Source organism: Winogradskyella sp. J14-2, assembly GCF_001971725.1.
Classification (GTDB): domain Bacteria; phylum Bacteroidota; class Bacteroidia; order Flavobacteriales; family Flavobacteriaceae; genus Winogradskyella.
The window spans coordinates 1316084-1334299 of the sequence record NZ_CP019388.1 but is presented as its reverse complement, the minus strand read 5'-3'; the positions used below and the strand labels follow the sequence as shown (position 1 = coordinate 1334299).

The 18216-nt window shown below is 34.9% G+C and carries 15 protein-coding genes; 4 read left to right on the top strand and 11 right to left on the bottom strand.

What is annotated here, in order from left to right; genetic code table 11:
- Nucleotides 1–229: 229 nt before the first annotated feature.
- From BWZ20_RS06240 to BWZ20_RS06215, 6 genes are all read right to left on the bottom strand, one after another.
- Nucleotides 230–1093 (bottom strand): RNA polymerase sigma factor RpoD/SigA, encoded by an 864-nt coding sequence (locus tag BWZ20_RS06240; protein WP_040247666.1) that lies wholly within the window; start codon nt 1091–1093, stop codon nt 230–232.
- Between the two features lie 93 nt (nt 1094–1186).
- Nucleotides 1187–1561 carry a hypothetical protein gene (locus tag BWZ20_RS06235; protein WP_076617807.1) on the bottom strand — a complete coding sequence of 125 codons (375 nt, stop codon included), beginning with the start codon at nt 1559–1561 and terminating at the stop codon, nt 1187–1189.
- 67 nt (nt 1562–1628) lie between these two features.
- Nucleotides 1629–2828 carry a glutamate-5-semialdehyde dehydrogenase gene (locus BWZ20_RS06230; protein WP_076617804.1) on the bottom strand — a complete coding sequence of 400 codons (1200 nt, stop codon included), beginning with the start codon at nt 2826–2828 and terminating at the stop codon, nt 1629–1631.
- Nucleotides 2829–2841: 13 nt separating this feature from the next.
- Nucleotides 2842–3621, bottom strand: coding sequence for a glutamate 5-kinase (gene proB / locus BWZ20_RS06225; protein ID WP_076617801.1), 780 nt, complete (start codon nt 3619–3621; stop codon nt 2842–2844).
- A 1-nt stretch (nt 3622) separates the two neighbouring features.
- The gene (gene proC, locus BWZ20_RS06220) at nt 3623–4429 is read right to left on the bottom strand and encodes a pyrroline-5-carboxylate reductase (protein WP_076617799.1); all 807 of its coding nucleotides are present in this window, start codon (nt 4427–4429) and stop codon (nt 3623–3625) included.
- Between the two features lie 403 nt (nt 4430–4832).
- On the bottom strand, nt 4833–5951 hold the full coding sequence (locus tag BWZ20_RS06215; protein ID WP_076617796.1) for an Omp28-related outer membrane protein: 1119 nt from the start codon (nt 5949–5951) through the stop codon (nt 4833–4835).
- A 122-nt stretch (nt 5952–6073) separates the two neighbouring features.
- On the opposite strand from BWZ20_RS06215, the gene BWZ20_RS06210 reads away from it, so the two are divergent.
- Nucleotides 6074–6553: a TlpA family protein disulfide reductase gene (locus tag BWZ20_RS06210; RefSeq protein WP_076617793.1), complete on the top strand. Its 480-nt coding sequence runs from the start codon at nt 6074–6076 to the stop codon at nt 6551–6553.
- Between the two features lie 57 nt (nt 6554–6610).
- Entirely contained in the window at nt 6611–8293 is a 1683-nt protein-coding gene (locus BWZ20_RS06205) for a DUF6029 family protein (RefSeq protein WP_076617789.1), read from the top strand.
- Nucleotides 8294–8362: 69 nt separating this feature from the next.
- Here BWZ20_RS06205 and BWZ20_RS06200 read toward each other — a convergent pair whose 3' ends face one another.
- Complete coding sequence (locus BWZ20_RS06200; protein ID WP_076617786.1) at nt 8363–10609, bottom strand: polyribonucleotide nucleotidyltransferase; 2247 nt, start codon at nt 10607–10609, stop codon at nt 8363–8365.
- Between the two features lie 238 nt (nt 10610–10847).
- Nucleotides 10848–11117, bottom strand: coding sequence for a 30S ribosomal protein S15 (gene rpsO, locus BWZ20_RS06195; RefSeq protein ID WP_076617784.1), 270 nt, complete (start codon nt 11115–11117; stop codon nt 10848–10850).
- 182 nt (nt 11118–11299) lie between these two features.
- Between rpsO and BWZ20_RS06190 the strand changes: the two genes are divergently transcribed.
- Nucleotides 11300–12406 (top strand): sensor histidine kinase, encoded by a 1107-nt coding sequence (locus BWZ20_RS06190; RefSeq protein ID WP_076617780.1) that lies wholly within the window; start codon nt 11300–11302, stop codon nt 12404–12406.
- Nucleotides 12407–12476: 70 nt separating this feature from the next.
- Nucleotides 12477–13391, top strand: coding sequence for a hypothetical protein (locus BWZ20_RS06185; protein ID WP_076617777.1), 915 nt, complete (start codon nt 12477–12479; stop codon nt 13389–13391).
- Between the two features lie 51 nt (nt 13392–13442).
- On the opposite strand, the gene accD is transcribed toward BWZ20_RS06185, so the two are convergent.
- The 3 genes from accD to BWZ20_RS06170 all read right to left on the bottom strand — a co-directional run bounded on the left by accD (nt 13443) and on the right by BWZ20_RS06170 (nt 18170).
- Nucleotides 13443–14300: an acetyl-CoA carboxylase, carboxyltransferase subunit beta gene (gene accD, locus BWZ20_RS06180; protein ID WP_076617773.1), complete on the bottom strand. Its 858-nt coding sequence runs from the start codon at nt 14298–14300 to the stop codon at nt 13443–13445.
- Between the two features lie 201 nt (nt 14301–14501).
- On the bottom strand, nt 14502–15569 hold the full coding sequence (gene fbaA / locus BWZ20_RS06175) for a class II fructose-bisphosphate aldolase (protein WP_076617770.1): 1068 nt from the start codon (nt 15567–15569) through the stop codon (nt 14502–14504).
- Nucleotides 15570–15677: 108 nt separating this feature from the next.
- Nucleotides 15678–18170 (bottom strand): BamA/TamA family outer membrane protein, encoded by a 2493-nt coding sequence (locus BWZ20_RS06170; RefSeq protein WP_232217144.1) that lies wholly within the window; start codon nt 18168–18170, stop codon nt 15678–15680.
- Nucleotides 18171–18216: the final 46 nt, after the last annotated feature.

The window sequence follows — 18216 nt, the reverse complement described above, 5'->3', positions numbered from 1 at the left end:
ACTGTTGTTACCTTTATTAGTTTGTTTTTAAATATACAAAAAAACACATCTAATTAAGCCAATATTTCATTTTAACTCTAAATACTTTTATAATTATTTTGAATAATAATACTTAAAGCACTCTGTTACAAGAGTTAATCTAAATAAGTTTTTTTGCTGTTATTTCGGCTTCGCTCAATGACCAAATTATATTTTGTTTTATAGTATTGGTAACTGAGCCTAGTCGAGGTTAGCCTAAATAGGTTTTTAATATTTTACTTCTAGACGTATGTTTTAATCTGCGAATTGCTTTTTCTTTAATTTGTCTAACACGCTCACGAGTTAAATCGAAAGTCTCACCAATTTCTTCTAGAGTCATTGGGTGTTGATTACCAAGTCCAAAATACAATCGAATCACATCAGCTTCTCGTGGAGTAAGGGTTTCTAGCGCGCGCTCAATCTCGGTTCTTAAAGATTCGTGCAATAAATCTTTATCAGGATTTGGCGACTCACCACTACGTAATACATCGTAAAGGTTAGAGTCCTCACCCTCTACAAGTGGTGCATCCATACTTACGTGACGACCAGAATTTTTCATGGACTCCTTAACATCGTTAATAGTCATGTCTAATTCTTTTGCGATTTCTTCAGCTGATGGTGGACGCTCATGACTTTGCTCTAAAAAGGCAAATGTCTTATTAATTTTATTTATTGAACCAATCTTATTGAGCGGTAAACGCACAATACGAGATTGCTCTGCTAATGCTTGTAATATGGACTGACGAATCCACCATACGGCATAAGATATAAACTTAAAACCACGTGTTTCATCAAAACGCTGTGCGGCTTTAATTAGACCTAAATTTCCTTCGTTAATTAAGTCTGGTAATGTTAATCCTTGGTTTTGGTATTGCTTTGCTACAGATACAACGAAGCGTAGGTTTGCCTTGGTTAATTTTTCTAAAGCAACTTGGTCACCTGCTTTAATGCGCTGTGCTAATTCTACTTCCTCATCTGCTGTAATTAAATCGACTTTACCAATTTCTTGTAGGTATTTGTCTAATGAAGCGGTTTCTCTGTTAGTAACCTGCTTGGTGATTTTGAGCTGTCTCATTTACTTTTTATGGTTTGTGCAATTATACAACATTGTTGTTGCTTTTATTATACGTAAATAAGCATCAAAATGTTACAGCGTTTGGAAAAAAAATTAAATTTTTAGCAATTTTACGGTATCGAGATGGATGGCATCCATAGTGTCATTAGTAAATTTGTAGTGTCCTCGTGTTGTAATTAATCTAAAGCGATAAGACTTGAGTTGACTGAGGGTGTTTAGAAATAACCATTTTGATTTTAATAGTTTAGGTCTTTCAGACTTTAGACTTAAATCAAAAATATGCTTTCTACCTTCTTTTTCAGCAACAATATCTGGCGTTATATCTATATCGCTACCTCTTTTGTGATACGATTTGGGCGTTTCATAGCCCTCTAAATCTGCTTTAATGTTATTGTATCCTAAGTTTTCTAAATAGCTTATGGAGTTACTCAATTCTTCGCTGTATTTTTTTTTGTCTTCTGAAATCATAACACAAAATATAATAATTAGAAATGAAAATTCCAAATTACAAACGTGTTTAAGCGGTTTAATTACGCTATACTCTTACTTGTCCATCGCCAAAAATATAATATTTATTAGTTACCAACTGCTTTAGTCCCAACGGCCCTCTATGGTGTAATTTGTCTGTACTTATTGCAAGTTCGGCACCAACACCCATCTGTCCGCCATCGGTAAATCGAGTAGACGCGTTATGGTAAACGGCTGCACTATCAACGTTGTTCATAAATGTTAAAGCCTCATTTTTATCTTCTGTTATTATGGCTGCAGAATGTTTTCCTGAATATTTGTTAATCATATCTGTTGCCTCGTCAATGTTATTAACTGCGGCGATGAGGAGCTTTAAAGCCAAGAACTCTTCAAACCAAACACTTTTTTTAGATATCTCTTTAGCGTCTTCTATTACGTTTGAAACACTTTTATCAGCAATAATCTCAACGTTATATTGTTCTAATTTTTGCTGCAGCATTTTTAATTTTGTCTCATATTCTGGAATGTTTTTATTAATAAGCACCTTATCTAGAGCGTTACATCCCGAAATTTTATCGGTTTTGGCATTAATAATAACATTAACAGCTTTGCTCCAATCTGCTTTTTCTGAGACATATAAAAAATTGTTTCCTCTGCCACTAACGAGTACTGCACAACTTGCATGCGTTTTAACGAACTCAATAAGACGCTCACCACCTCTTGGCACAATTAAATCTAACGGTTCGGTTGGATTTTTCAAAAACTCTTGGGTTTCTTCTCGTTTTAAATGTAATAGCTTAATCCAATCTTTTGAAAGTCCGTTTTTAGTTAAAGCTTCGTGCCAGCATTGCTCTAAAATAATATTACTGTTATAAGCTTCTTTACCACCTTTTAGTAAGATTTTATTATTGGCCTTAAATGCCAATACAGCGGCTTCAATGGTAACATCTGGTCGCGATTCATAGATAATAAGAATGGTGCCGAATGGGGCAGTAGTATTCACTATATTAAGTCCATTTTTTAAGGTTGTATTAGAAATTTCCTGACCAACAGGATCGTCTTGAAGTCTTACCGAGTTTACGGCTTCTATCATTTCGTCAACCTTTTTACTGTTTACAATGAGGCGATCAAAAAGCGCCTGGTCTTCCTTTTTAAAAGCTTCTAAGTCTTTTTTATTGGCTTCTATAATAGCATCGCGTTTGCGATCTAAAATATCTGCCATGGATGTTAATACCTTATTTTTTATTTCTGTATTTAAAAGTTTCATAATTGTTTCGATTTTAGGCACTAATAAATTTTGTGCCAACTTCTTTGTTATTAATAATGTCTACAATGACGTTTTCGCGCTTGCCGTTTGCGATGTAAGTAGGAATATTCTTTTTGGCAGTACCTTTGGCTATCTTTAGTTTAGAAGCCATGCCTCCACGTCCTTCGCCTTCTTTTTTATTAGAAGCGCAAACATACTTTTCTACATTTTGGTTTGTTTTTACGACGTTTAATTTTCTAGATTCGTCATCGTCTGGGTGGCCTGTGTAGAGTCCGTCGGTATCTGATAGTATGATTAGGCGATCTGCATCGAGTAGTTCTGCGACTAAACTCGCCAGCTCGTCATTATCAGAGAACATGGACATGGTTAAAGAGACGGCATCGTCTTCATTTGCAATCGGAATTACACCTTCGGCCAATAATCCTTCATAGCAGTTTATCATGTTCTGACGATGTTTCCCAGGGTCAAAATCGCGTTTGGTTGCCAAAATTTGCGCGCAGCGCATTCCATAGTCATGGAAAATACTGTAGTAATGACGCATCATTCTGGGTTGTCCTACGGCAGAATATACTTGTCTTCTTACAGATTTGTTATCTATTTTAGTATCGCCCAAAACTTCCATACCTGCAATTGCAGAGCCAGAAGATACCAAAATTACCATGATATCTTCTTCATATAATACAGCGATTTGGCGAACTAACTCTCTTAGTACTGGTCCTAAAATTCTATTGTCTTTATTTGTTAAAACGTTGGTGCCTACTTTTACAACCACACGTTTAATGTCATCTTTCATTTTATTTATCTTTTCCTAATTCAACAGCTCTATCAAATGCGGCATAAGCTGCATCCTGTATGAGTTGTTTTACATTATTATCTTCCATAGAGTCTATTGCGGCTTGTGTAGTGCCGCCTTTTGATGCTACTTTGTCAATCCAGCGCTCAGGTGAAATATTAGACTGGTTAAACAATTCAATAGCTCCTTCAAAAGTGTTGCTTACCAAAACTTTAGAATCATAGTCTGAAAAGCCCATTTTTTGAGCAGCTTCTAACATAGATTGCATAAAGTAGAATACATAAGCTGGCCCACTACCAGAAATACCTGTAGAGGCATCGATAAACTTCTCGGAGTCTACATGTATAGAAGTCCCTGTTGTGTCTAATAGTTGGCGCACCATTAGTAACTCTACACGAGATATGGCTTTTGCGCCAGTGTACGAGGTTACACCTTTGCCTACTTTAGCTGGTAGATTTGGCATGGTGCGTATTACTTTTTTAATTCCTAAACCATCTTGTATTGTTTCTATGCTTACACCTGCCATTAGCGATACAAATATTTGTTCGCTATGAATAAGCGGCTTCATTTTTTTGAATAAATCTTCGCAGTGATATGGTTTTACTGCTAAAAATACAATGTCCGACTGCGGTAAACCATTCTCTAAAGAGGTGTATACATCAAATCTTGGGTTTTGTCTGAGTGTTTCGATTTTGTTAGGGTCAGTGTCATAGATTCTTAACTTTTGTTTTCCTAATAAAGAAGAATCTGCCATGCCTTCTGAATAGGTTAAGCCCATATTTCCGGCACCTATTACTAATACTTTCATACTTGTGTTTTAATTAAACTTTACTTGTCAGTAGCTATGTAAGCCGCAAACACTATGCGATAGTGCCAAACTAAAAAGTTGATTTTAAGTTTTTTGAAGTTTAAAAAGAAAAAGTGGAATTGTTGAGGATATGCCAAAATATTGCTTGTATGCTTAAGGATATGTGAATCTTAAGAAATGTTAAATACATTAAAACTGTCAGTATGTCGGTGACAAAATGTGATTTTTATTATAAAACCGAAGCGTTTTATGATATTTAAGATATGTCTTTAAAAGCGTTTTTATATAATATCTTGGTGCTTAATTTATAAAAGTTTAGAAAAACAAATAAAAAAAGGAGATCGATATTAATCGGTCTCCTTTTTTTAACTGAAGGAAATACTAAAATCCTTTAGTTTTAGAATTAATTCTCTTCAAAGGTTTGTGCATCCCCAAAATGAGCGACTCTTGAGTTGATGGCAAAAGCATCACCTGTAAAATTTTCATTGGTAATGAATGCAACGATACTCATTTCATTTGTATCTACAACATTTGATGGTACATTAGCAGTGAAAGTCCTACTATAAACAGAATTAGTAACTTCATTATTAGGAAGGTCGTCGCCTAAAATATTGGTTAAGCTAGCCCTAAGCACATGGTCATGCTCAAAATTAGAAAGAATACTTACACCACCATAATAGCTTGTATAATTTTCTTGATCTGCAATTAGGTTGTCTTCTAACACATAAACAATAAGTTTGGTATTATTAAAATCAAAGTCTTGGCTAAATTTGGCATCTACTTTAACGGTCATTGTATTACCAGATAACGACGGTGTAATTGCTAAACCTAGAGGTGCATTGTCACAGACAGTTTGGTCGACAATTTGGTCTATATTACTCGGCTCAGGGAATGTCCATTCAGAACCTCTATTAACTTTAGCTGTTGGGTAACTATTGACACCCATAACTGCCGCTTCATCAAAATTAAATGGGTCATAACCATTTTGAGAAGGATCAGAATTGTATCTGTGAATAGCAACTACACTTATTTGATCTGTTTGCTCCTTGACCTGTTCAATAGCATAAGATACTCTTGGGCAGTAACCACACCAAGTCCCTGTGAAATCTTCTATGACTACGTGCTTAGTAAATTTAGCGTTATCAACTGCAACATTTACGTTTAAATTATTAGTTGTACTTATATCTTGATACGTCGCAGAGACTTGTAACGAACCTGCTTGGGTTGTAGTATATGTATTGCCAGATATGGCTGTACCGTTAACAGAGATTGTAGCCGAATTGGTAACATCTGTGTTATTGTTGCCCATAACAGCAAAACTCACAGTGTCACCAGCGTAAATGCCACAGGCGACAGAACTTGATATTTCAACAGAGATGCTTGTTATGTCATTACCGTTTCCATTGCCGTTTCCATTTCCATTTCCATTGCCGTTTCCGTCACCATCACTGTCGCTACTGCAAGCGCCAAAGCTTATAGCTAAGGCCATAAATAAAAGATTAAATAGATGTTTAGTTTTCATAAATTATGAGTTTTAATAAAAAATTTTTAAGGTTTTGTTTAAAAAAATGCAAATTATACTAATTTTTTAAAAAAGTGGTATTATTATTGCAAAATGTTAAAAAAAACTAAAATTTTAAAAACATGAAATATCTATTTGCTGCTTTTTTTATAAGTATCTCATTACTAATGCATAGTCAGGAATTTCCAGACATAAACCTAAATAATCTCGATGGAAATAGTATTTCTGTAAAAGCGCTTGCGGACTCTAGCGATATAAAAATTTTTAGCTTTTGGGCGACTTGGTGTGTGCCTTGTATTAATGAGCTAGATGCTATAGCTGATGTCTATGAAGATTGGCAAGATGAAACCAACGTAGAGCTTATAGCAGTCTCTACAGATGATGCTAGAACTAAGAAACGCGTTATTCCTTTAGTGAATGGAAAAGGCTGGGAATACCAGATTTTATTAGATGAAAATCAAGATCTTAAACGCGCTCTAAATATTAATGTGCTACCATATGTTGTTGTGGTTAAAAATGGTGAAATTATCCATACCAGAACAGGCTACACACCTGGAAGTGAAGAGGAACTATATGAGGTCGTAAAAGAACATTCTAAATAACTGTAGACAAAACAACAACAATAACCTAACTAACCTAACTAAAATTTACAATCATATATGAAAAAGCTTTTAATGCTGTTAACATTTTGTTTTACGGTAAACCAAATGTCAGCACAATTGCTAGATAACTTGCGTGTTGGTCTCGAGTCTAACATGGCGTGGTATAATGATGACAAACGCACAGGACCTTTTTTTGATGGTGAAAATAATGATGGTGATGAGCATGTAAGGGTCAATTCTTACCTAAAACTAGACTATGATTTTCTTGAAAGTTTTACAGCGACGGTTCAAATAGAATCATACGAGCCATTAGCTTTATTAAATTATTCACCAAATTTTGAAGGTACAGACTTTGGGATTTATTCACTCAATTACAGAAGTGATAAACTAGAAGCAAGTGCAGGACATTATTATGAGCAATTTGGTAGTGGTCTCATCCTTAGGAACTGGGAAGATCGACAACTAGGTCTCAATAATGCACTTTTGGGCGGAAGAGTAAAATACATGCCCACAAACTTTTTGTCTTTAACAGGGTTGTATGGAAAACAACGTGTTGGCTTTGAAACTGCCGACAGTGATATTTTTGGTTTCAATACTGAAATCGATATTTCTAATATTTTTAAGTTTGAGAGTTCCTCATTAAATCTTGGGATTAGTTATGTTGGTAGGCAAGAAAAAACAGATATAGAAGACCCAAATTTTGACGAGTTAACTAATGCTTTTTCTGGTCGCATAGATTTCTCTAAAGGTAACTTTTATGCCAATGCAGAGTACGTTACCAAGTCTGATGATGTCTTTGTTATTAACGGACAAGTCATTAATTCCTTTGTTAATCCAGGTAATGCTTTATTATTCAATACTGGGTTTTCTAAAAAAGGTTTTGGACTAGATGCCACATTTAGACGCTTAGAAAATATGGGATTCTTTTCTGAGCGTGAAAAAACAGGAAATGTTTTTTTAGAGAATAATATCAATTTTACGCCTGCACTAACAAAGCAGCACGATTATTTATTGACTAATATTTTTGTGTATCAGGCACAGTCTCAAGTTGTTTTTGCAGATCCACAACTTATGGAGGCAGGTGAAATTGGAGGGCAGATTGATGTATTTTATAACATTAAAAAAGGAACAGCACTTGGTGGTAAATATGGTACAAAACTAGCATTTAATGCGTCGTATTGGGCAGGTCTTAAAGGAGATTATGATTTTGATAATTTAACTTATGACGTAGATTATTTTGGTTTTGGTGAAAAGTATTTTTCTGATGTTAGTTTAGAGATCAGAAAAAAATGGAACAAAAAGATGAATTCTATTTTTTACTACGTAAACCAATACTATAACCAAAGAACTATAGAAGATAATTTTTCTGGTGAACAAATTAAAACTAATATTATTGTTGGTGAAACCTTTTATAAGTTTGGTAGAATAGGACAGTCTGTACGCTTAGAATTGCAGAAACTATGGTCTAACACTGAAAATCATGATTGGGTAGGTGGAACTATAGAATATAATGCAAGTCCGAGATTATCATTTTACGTTAACGATATCTATAATAGCGGAACTGATAGTAGTACTTCAGAAAATCATTATTACAATTTTGGTGGTAGCTTTAACAAAGGCTCTACACGTTTTTCTTTAAATTATGGTAGACAACGTGCAGGATTAGTCTGTGTAGGTGGTGTTTGTCGTTTTGTTCCGGAGGCTACAGGACTTTCTGCGAGTTTGTTAATGTCGTTTTAGAAATGGACGTTTAATAAAAAAAGCCCATCAATTTTGATGGGCTTTTTTTATTAAACATAAAAAGCGTAATTAATCTTCTTTGTTATTGTCTCTTCGGTTTCTATCGTCTCTGCGATTATTACCTCTGTTACGGTTATCGCGTCCTCGATTATTGTCTCTGTTACGGCTGTTATCGCGTTTTGGTCTATCTTCCCAACCTTCAGGTTTTGGTAAAATAGCTTTGCGAGATACTTTTTCTTTTCGAGTTCTAGGGTCTATACCAAAGTATTTTACATCAAATACATCTCCCATGTTAACGACATCAGAAACATTCTCTGTGCGTTCCCAAGCGAGTTCGCTGACGTGAAGTAAAACTTCATTACCAGGCGCTTCAGTATACTCTACAACGGCACCAAAGTCTAGCATTTTAATCACTTTTACTTCATAAATGCTACCAACCTCTGGTTTAAACATCATGGCATCTATATGAGCCATTACAGCGTCAATACCTTTATTGCCAACACCAAGAATCTCAACAATACCCTCTTCAGTCACAGGATCTTCATTAATTACTATAGTGGTTTCGGTTTCTTTTTGTAATTCCTGAATCACTTTGCCACCAGGCCCAATTAATGCTCCGATGAATTCATTTGGAATACGTGTTGTCACCATGGTAGGTGCATGATCTTTAACATTAGCATTAGGTTGTGCAATTGTATCTGTAAGATGTTTTAAGATGTGTAAACGTCCTTCTCTAGCTTGCATTAGTGCTTTTACCAAGATTTCATAAGATAGACCTTTGATCTTAATATCCATTTGGGTTGCTGTAATACCATCTGCGGTTCCGGTAACTTTAAAGTCCATATCACCTAAGTGATCTTCATCTCCTAAAATATCTGAAAGTACAGCGTATTTATCACCATCGGAGATTAATCCCATAGCAATACCAGAAACAGGCTTTTTTAACTGTACACCTGCATCCATAAGAGCCATTGTACCAGAACAGACCGTTGCCATAGAAGACGAACCATTAGATTCCAAGACTTCTGAAACTACTCTTACCGTGTAAGGACAATCTTCAGGAACCATTCCTTTGAGTGCACGTTGTGCTAAGTTTCCGTGGCCAACTTCTCTTCTTGAAGTTCCTCTAATAGGTCTAGCTTCACCGGTTGAAAACGGCGGGAAATTGTAGTGTAAATAAAAACGTTCTTCACCTTCATAAGATGGCATGTCAATAACGTTTGCTTCTCTAGAAGTTCCTAAGGTTACGGTAGCCAACGCTTGGGTTTCACCACGTGTAAATATGGCTGAGCCGTGAGTGGATGGTAAATAATCTACCTCACACCAAATAGGTCTTATATCTGTAGTTTTACGACCATCTAAACGTAATCCTTCGTCTAAGGTTAAATTTCTAATAGCTTCTTTTTGAGCTTTAGCAACATATTTATGAATAAGTTTGCCTAATTCATCTTGTTCTTCTTCAGAAAATGAATTGAATACTTCTTCTTTAATTTCAGAAAATGCAGCACCTCTTTCGTGTTTTGCAGAACCTGCTTTAGCTATGGCATACGTTTTATCGTAAACCATCTCATGAATTTTCTTGGCTAATTCTTCGTCTTCAACTTCTGGCTCATATTCGCGCGTTTCCTTTTTACCAAAGGCTTCCGCTAATTTTAACTGCGCTTCGCATTGCACTTTAATTGCTTCATGAGCTGCCTTAATAGCTTCTACCATTTCTTCTTCAGAAATCTCATCCATTTCGCCTTCAACCATCATCACAGAATCTGCAGAAGCACCGATCATCATGTCAATATCAGACTCGGCTAATTGAGAAAATGTTGGGTTAATAATAAATTCACCATTTACGCGAGCAACTCTAACCTCTGATATTGCCGTCTCGAAAGGAATATCTGATAATTGAATTGCTGCGGAAGCGGCTAAACCTGCCATAGCATCTGGCATAACGTCATCGTCATGAGACATTAGTTGAATCATAACTTGAGTTTCGGCATGATAGTCTTTTGGGAATAGTGGGCGCAAAACACGGTCTACTAAACGCATAGTAAGTACCTCGCCATCGCTTGGTCTCGCCTCACGTTTAAAAAATCCACCAGGATAGCGACCTGCAGCAGCAAATTTCTCTCTGTAATCAACAGTTAAAGGTAAAAAATCTACATCGGCTTGATGATAATTAGAAACGACTGTACATAGTAGCATACATTTTCCTGATTGTACAACAACAGATCCGTGTGCCTGTTTTGCTAGTTTTCCGGTTTCGATAGAAATTTCTCTACCATCACCTAGGTCTATGACCTCTTTGTAAGTTTTTGGAATCATAAAAATTAAAAATTCTTTTGCGGATATGCAGCACATATCAGCAATGTTAAACAATGGTCGTTGTGTTGTTGTGTAGTTGTTATGACCAATGAAAAACCGAAGTCCCAAACTAATTTTAGGATCTCATCTGCTATTTCAATTCGAAAATTAAACGCTTTCGAGGACGTTGTATCACTTTGACTTTACCTCAGTGTCCAAAACAAAAAACCACGCTAAAAGCGTGGTCTTTGTATTTAGATTATTTTCTTAATCCTAATTCTTTAACGATAGCACGGTATCTTAAGATATCTTTCTTTGTTAAGTAATCTAGTAACGCACGACGTTTACCTACTAGTTTTACCAATGAACGCTCAGAGTTATAGTCTTTGCGATTGTTTTTTAAATGCTCAGTTAAGTGGTTAATTCTGTGCGTAAATAACGCAATTTGTCCTTCTGCAGAACCAGTATCATTTTTTCCTTTACCGTGTTTTGCGAAGATTTCTTCTTTTGTCTCTTTAGTTAAATACATTCTAATATTGTTGTAAATGATTGTTATGTACTTTGAAAGATTTTCTCTCAAGCGGCAAATATACTACTTTTTTGTTATTTGAGGTTTTTTTCGTAACTTTTAATCTGTACTATTTAGTTTAAGTAAGTTCCCCTGAACGCGTTAAGAGCTTCTTCCTATTGATCCTTAAAAAAACTTTTAGGATGAAAGCTATTCGATCTTCTCAACATGTTGCCAATGCCTTTGATGTCCTCGATCGTGTGTTTAACAATACTTATAATGGCATTGCGGTTGTTAGCTTGGACGGAAATTGGCTAAAAATGAATGAAGCAGTTTCTGATATTTTTGGTTATACCAAATCCGAACTTTTTAATATGGATATTGATAATATGGTCTTTATTGAAGACCTAGGTGTGCACGAAAAGAAGTTTGAGAAATTAATAAATGGTAAAATAGATAAATATAGGGTTAAGCAACGTTATTTTCATAAAAATGGTAATGTAATTTGGGTATTAATCTACGTGACTCTTGTTTTTTTTAAAGAGGACAGACCACATATGATATGGCAGTTTACAGATATTACTAACCGTCAAAAAAATCAAGAAAAGTTAAAAACCATGCTCAGCGTTGCCAAAGAGCAAAATGATAGATTGACCTCTTTTGCAAATATTGTAACTCACAATTTAAGGGCGCATTCAGGAAATTTAGTATCTCTAAGCGAATTTTTAGAAGGTGATTTTGAAGATATTATCCATAATGAAAATTATAAGCTGCTTAAACAAGCCGTAGGTAATTTGCAAGAAACTGTTGCGCACCTCACCGAAGTAGCAAAAATTAGGGAAATAGAGGCATCAAAATTACAAAAGCTTAATCTTTACAATTTTGTGGAAAAAGCCATGTATAACATTATTGCAATGGCACAAAACGCAAATGCCTTAATTTATAATCTAATAGATGAAACACACAATATTTTGGGTGTGCCCGCTTATTTAGACAGTATTATTCTAAATTTTCTTACCAATGCCATAAAGTACAAATCACTAACGAGGGAGCCTGTTATTGAACTAAGTTCTATAATTAATGGTGCTTATATTGTGTTTAAAATTAAAGACAATGGTTTAGGTATTGATATGAAAAGATTTGGCGACGAATTGTTTAAGATGTACAAAACCTTTCATTGTAACGAAAATGCTATAGGCATTGGACTTTTTATTACAAAAAACCATATAGAATCCTTAGGCGGAAAAGTTACCGTTACCAGTAAGGTAAATGTAGGCACGGAGTTTTCAATCTACTTTAGAAAAGCATAATTTTTTTCTGTGATTAAACTTTTTTTAGTTGTCGTAGTCTTAGTAGTATATTAACAATAAAAAAGTAATCATGAATTATTTAAATCTCAAACTCAAAAAAAATAGTAAAGATGATATGGGTAAAAACTTTAATCCCTTAGCAAAAAATATTCTAGGCCTTTTAATTTTGCTCGTAGTAACCGCGTCTTGTAGTAATAACGAGGACACCACTGAAGCAGAAGATCTTTCTCAAGATACTACTGAAGTACAACGCTCGGCCGAGATTGATCAAATAGACAATATATTAGGCGATTTGGTTATTGATGCTTACGAAGCGCAGGAAGCTACTGCCAGTAGAACCGGAGCATCAACAAATGGTTTAGATAGTTATGCAAAAGACCTACCAGAATGTGTTACAGTAACTGTAGTAGCACAACAGAATTACAGAGAGGTAACATTAGATTTTGGTACAGAAGGCTGTGAGATTAGCGGACATATTATACAAGGGCAGATTGTTTTTGATTATACAAGAAATACTGAAGCACAACAGATTATGATTAATTACAATTTAGTAGATTTTTATTTTGATGCTAAAAACGTAATTGCAAGTCGTTCTATTTTGAAAGAATTATCTAATGATAACGGAAATCCTCAGTTTACCCACAATCTAAGTATTACAGTTATTTGGCCAAATGGAGTGCAAGCCTCTAGAGAAGGCACCAGAATTAGAGAGTGGGTTGAAGGTTTTGGTAGTGGAACCTTCAGTGATAACGTTTTTGAAATTACTGGTAACTGGACTGCAACTTTTGTAAATGGTAATACGCATAATTACCAAGTTTTAGTGCCGCTAAGAAGAGAGGTTGTTTGTGCTTACTTTGTTAGTGGTTCCTTTGATGTGGAGCGAACCAACTTTGGTGGTATTTTTGATTATGGAGAGGGAGATTGTGATAACCAAGCCACCTTCACTTTTAATAATGGTACAGAAATACCTATTGTGCTAAATTAGGTTTAAAATAGTGGATTGGATTAAAAAAGCGAGCTGTTAAGCTCGCTTTTTTTATACCCTTAGAGGTTGGTTTTTTATCAAATCTATATATAGGTTTACCTGTTTCTTTAAATCTTTTCTATGCGAAATAAAGTCTAAGAAACCATGCTCTAACAAGAACTCAGCAGTTTGAAATCCTTCCGGTAATTCTTGCCCTGTAGTGTCTCTAACAACTCTTGGGCCTGCAAATCCAATTAGAGCACCTGGTTCTGCTATATTTATGTCACCTAGCATTGCAAATGATGCTGTCGTGCCTCCTGTTGTTGGGTCTGTACACAATGAAATGTAAGGTATTTTTGCATCTGCCAATTGAGCTAATTTTGCCGATGTTTTGGCTAACTGCATTAAAGATAATGCAGCTTCCATCATACGAGCGCCACCAGATTTACTAATTATCATAAACGGTGTTTTCTTTTTTAAGGCATAATCTGCTGCTCTAGCAATTTTTTCTCCAACCACACTTCCCATTGAGCCACCAATAAAGCCAAAATCCATGCAGGCAATGACTAAATCTTCTCCCATAGATTTTCCTACCGCTGTACGCACAGCATCTTTAAGATTAGTTTTAGCTTGTGCTGCTTTTAAGCGGTCTGGATATTTCTTGGTGTCTACAAATTTTAGAGGGTCTTTAGAAGTTAAATTTGTATCTAATTCTTTAAATTTATTGTCGTCAAAAAGAATCTCAAAATACTCTTTACTTCCAATTCTTACGTGGTAACCGTCTTCTGGACTAACGTAATAGTTTTGTTCTAATTCTTTAGTGTCTATTATTTTTCCGGTAGGCGACTTGTACCAAAGTCCTTTAGGTGTATCTTTTTTTTCTTCAGTTGAAGTTTGAATCCCTTTATCTTTTCTTTTAAACCAAGCCATATTGATTTACGATTTTAGTGTTGCAATTTTAGATAAACCAAAATGGCAGTATCTAAAATAAACGTTTACTAGTTAGTTGAGACAAAATTACTATTAATTAATTAAACTCAAAAGTAGTTGTGCCATGTAATTATTAAAATAAGTAAACCTATCAAAGCTAAAAAAAAGCATTGATAGGTTTTAAAAATATTGCTTACTTAATTATAAGGTATCTACATTATTTAAGTCTTCAAATGCTTTTTTAAGACGCTCAACAAAAGCTTGTTCTCCTTTTCTTAACCAAACTCTTGGGTCGTAGTACTTTTTATTTGGTACATCGTCACCATCAGGATTACCAATTTGGGTTTGCAGATAGTTGCGATTATCTTGTACATAATCTCTTACACCACTTAAGAATGCCCATTGCATGTCAGTGTCTATATTCATTTTTATAACACCATAACCTATCGCTTCTCTTATTTCTTCTACGGTAGAACCAGATCCACCATGGAATACAAAATCGATATGGTTATGACCAACATTGTATTTTTCTGTAATATATTCTTGAGAATTCTTTAAGATTTTAGGCGTTAACTTTACATTTCCTGGTTTGTACACACCATGTACATTACCAAAAGCTGCGGCAACAGTAAATTGGTCACTAACTTTACTTAACTCTTCATAGGCATAAGCCACTTCTTCTGGCTGTGTATATAATTTTGAGGCATCTACATCGCTATTATCAACACCATCTTCCTCACCACCAGTAATACCAAGTTCAATCTCTAGGGTCATTCCCATTTTGCTCATACGAGCTAAGTATTTTTTACAAGTTTCTATATTTTCTTCAATGGGCTCTTCAGACAAGTCAATCATATGAGAGCTGTAAAGTGGTTTTCCTGTTTCTTTAAAATGTTTCTCACTGGCATCTAATAACCCATCAATCCATGGCAATAGTTTTTTTGCGCAGTGATCTGTGTGCAAAATTACAGGAACTCCATAAGCTTCGGCCATGTGATGTACGTGTTTTGCGCCAGCAATAGCACCTGCAATGGCGCCTTTTTGGTTGTCGTTTCCTAAGCCTTTGCCAGCATTGAATTGCGCACCTCCATTAGAAAACTGAATAATTACTGGAGCATTTAAAGCCTTGGCGGTCTCTAAAACACCATTTATGGAGTTTGAACCAATAACATTAACGGCTGGTAGAGCAAACCCTTTTTCTTTAGCTAATTTAAAAATTTCCTGAACTTCTCTTCCTGTTGCAACTCCAGGTTTGATATTGTGACTCATGTTTTTATGATTGAAAATTAGTTCTCAAAAATACATAATTTTAGGCATCTTTTTGAGTGTTTTAGAAGATAAAAACCGAAAACGATATAGGTAAAATTGCTTATTTTTCTAAAAAGGATAATTAATACCAATGTTGTACACGGCATTTCTAAAGTTATAATCTCTAAACCATCGATTTCCTTCATTCTGCGATGGGTCATAGGTTTTAAAACCAGTATCAAAGCGAAGCACAAAAAAGTTAAAATCGTAACGAAGGCCTAAGCCTGAGCCTACAGCAATATCCTTTAGAGAATTTAAGTCAGTTAAAGTTGCATTGTTATCTTCAACGTTGTCTAGTACATTCCAAATATTTCCTGCATCTATAAAAAGTGCACCTCTTAAATCGCCAAATAGGCTAAAACGCTGTTCTGCACTTAAGTGAATTTTAAAGTTAGCTTCGTTAAACTCGTTAGTTGTATTTGAGCTTCCTGGTCCTAAGTTGTAGGCTGTCCATGCTCTGTTATCGTTTGGTCCGCCAGCAAAGAAACTTTCTGCAAAAGGAATGCTATTAGAGTTGCCATAAGGTATTGCTATACCTGCATAACTCCTAAATGCAAACACATTGTTATTGCCTAAGTCAAAATATTTAATGTAGTCAATTTCTGTTTTAAAATATTGAGAGAACACCACATCAAAAACCTCATAGTCACCATTTTCATTTTCTGGAACACCAAAGATTTCAGAAAGATTTGAGAGTAAATTACCTGCTAATTCTACACGCCATTTAAAAACAGAAAAATCGTTATCAAAAATGCTTGAACGTCTATCCTTTTTATAATCAAAGCTTGATGAGAAAATAAGGTTATTTTCTGTTAGACGTTGTTTGCGTTCTTCAATATTATTTACGGTAATAAAGTCTTCATCTGCTGAGGTTAAAGCTGTGTTTCCGCCTAGTACATCGTTAATAAATTGATCGGCTTCTGTTGGGATGGTTAAGTTTTCATTAGAGTTTATGTAACCAATATTTTGGGCAATATTATTAAGTCTACCGTATGAGTTTGTGTAAACACCGAAGTAGTTGCTTGTGTTTAGGTTTTTTACAAACTGAACATTAAAGAGCTCTAAGGTGTTGGTAACAGTTCTGGAAGGCGACCAATTATAGCTTAAAAGTCCTGATAGAGTTTGTTTATCTAGACCAATATTTTGTTGGCTGGTAATAGAAAGGTTTATGGCTGTGTTAGGCGACATGTATTTTGGTATAATACGATCGGTATTAAATGGTGTAAATAAACGTGGAATAGTAAGTCTTATATTACCACCAAACTCATTAATGTCAAAGAAGCTGTCATCGTCGTCACTACCGTCTTTAGAGGCACCTATGGCGGCGATACCGCTTATTTCTAAGGTTTCGGCACCCCTAAAAATATTTCTAATTTTTAAGCCAGGTGTTACAGAAAAACCAATGGTTTGTATATTACTTTGCGATACATCTAAATCTAAGCTTAGCGCATATTTTTTTCTAGGTTCTAAGTATATATTTGCGGTTAGGGTGGTATCTACAGGATTTTCTAAATATTCTATGCTTGGATATCTAAACATTTGTAGATCGTTGAGATAGCTTAAGGATCTGCTTCGGGCTAAGTCGGTATAGATGTCTCCTTTGTTTATAAAAACAGCATCTGTAAGTGCTTTTGGTCTAAATCTTAATTTCTCTTTGCTGTAAAGATTATAGTTATCGTATACGGTAGTGTCTGAAATTGCTTTATCTTGATTGTTAAAACTTTCGTCGGTAAAAATATTAACCTCTTTTATTTTATAGATTTTAAAAGGTTCTGTTCTTGTAGAGTCTTCGGTACGTATAGATCTGTTTGCTATGATGAGGTCTGTGTTAACTTTGTGGTTTGTGTCTATCGTGTCAGTTTCAAACCTTATATAATCTTGAGCAAAATAGTAGAAGCCAGAATTTCTTAAATAATAGTTTATTCGTTCTCGTTCATCTTCATAATTTTGTTCGTCGTATTGCTGCCCTTTTTTTAGTAATGTGCCCTTAATAAATTTAGGATATAGAGTGTCTATTAAAGGGCTGCTGATAATGGGTTTTAAAGAGTCTAAAAAATAAGGCTTGTTTTTAGTAACCTTATAGGTAACTTCAGCTCTTTTGTTACTGTCCTTATCAACCTCAAAAGTTACTTCATTATTAAACCACCCTTTGCTGTAATAGTACTTTCTTAGGTTAATTGTTGTCTTTTCTGTTTTGTCTTTATTATAGATTACAGGTGCTTCACCTGTACGTTTTAGCCAGCTATTAAATATTTTTCTAGCTTCTATTTCTCTATCAAATTGTTTTTTAGATAGTAGTTTTGTTTTCCATCGCACTTTAGAAGTGTCACTTAGTATTTTGGCCTCTATAATTGAGTCTATGTTAGGTCTGGCTAAGTTATAGACATGGAGTTTTAGCGGAAAGCCTAGTAAACTGTTCATGCCAGAGTTGGTTTTCTGAAGAATAATGTTGTTAATACGTTCTTCTTTAACAGCCTTGCCGTCTTCTATTATTGTGTTTTTTGTAATTAAATGTTCTTTGTTTTTTACACGTTTAACTACATTACACGAATTAAGAAACAAGATAAAAACCAAAAATAAAGTGCAATACAGTACTTTAAAACATTTT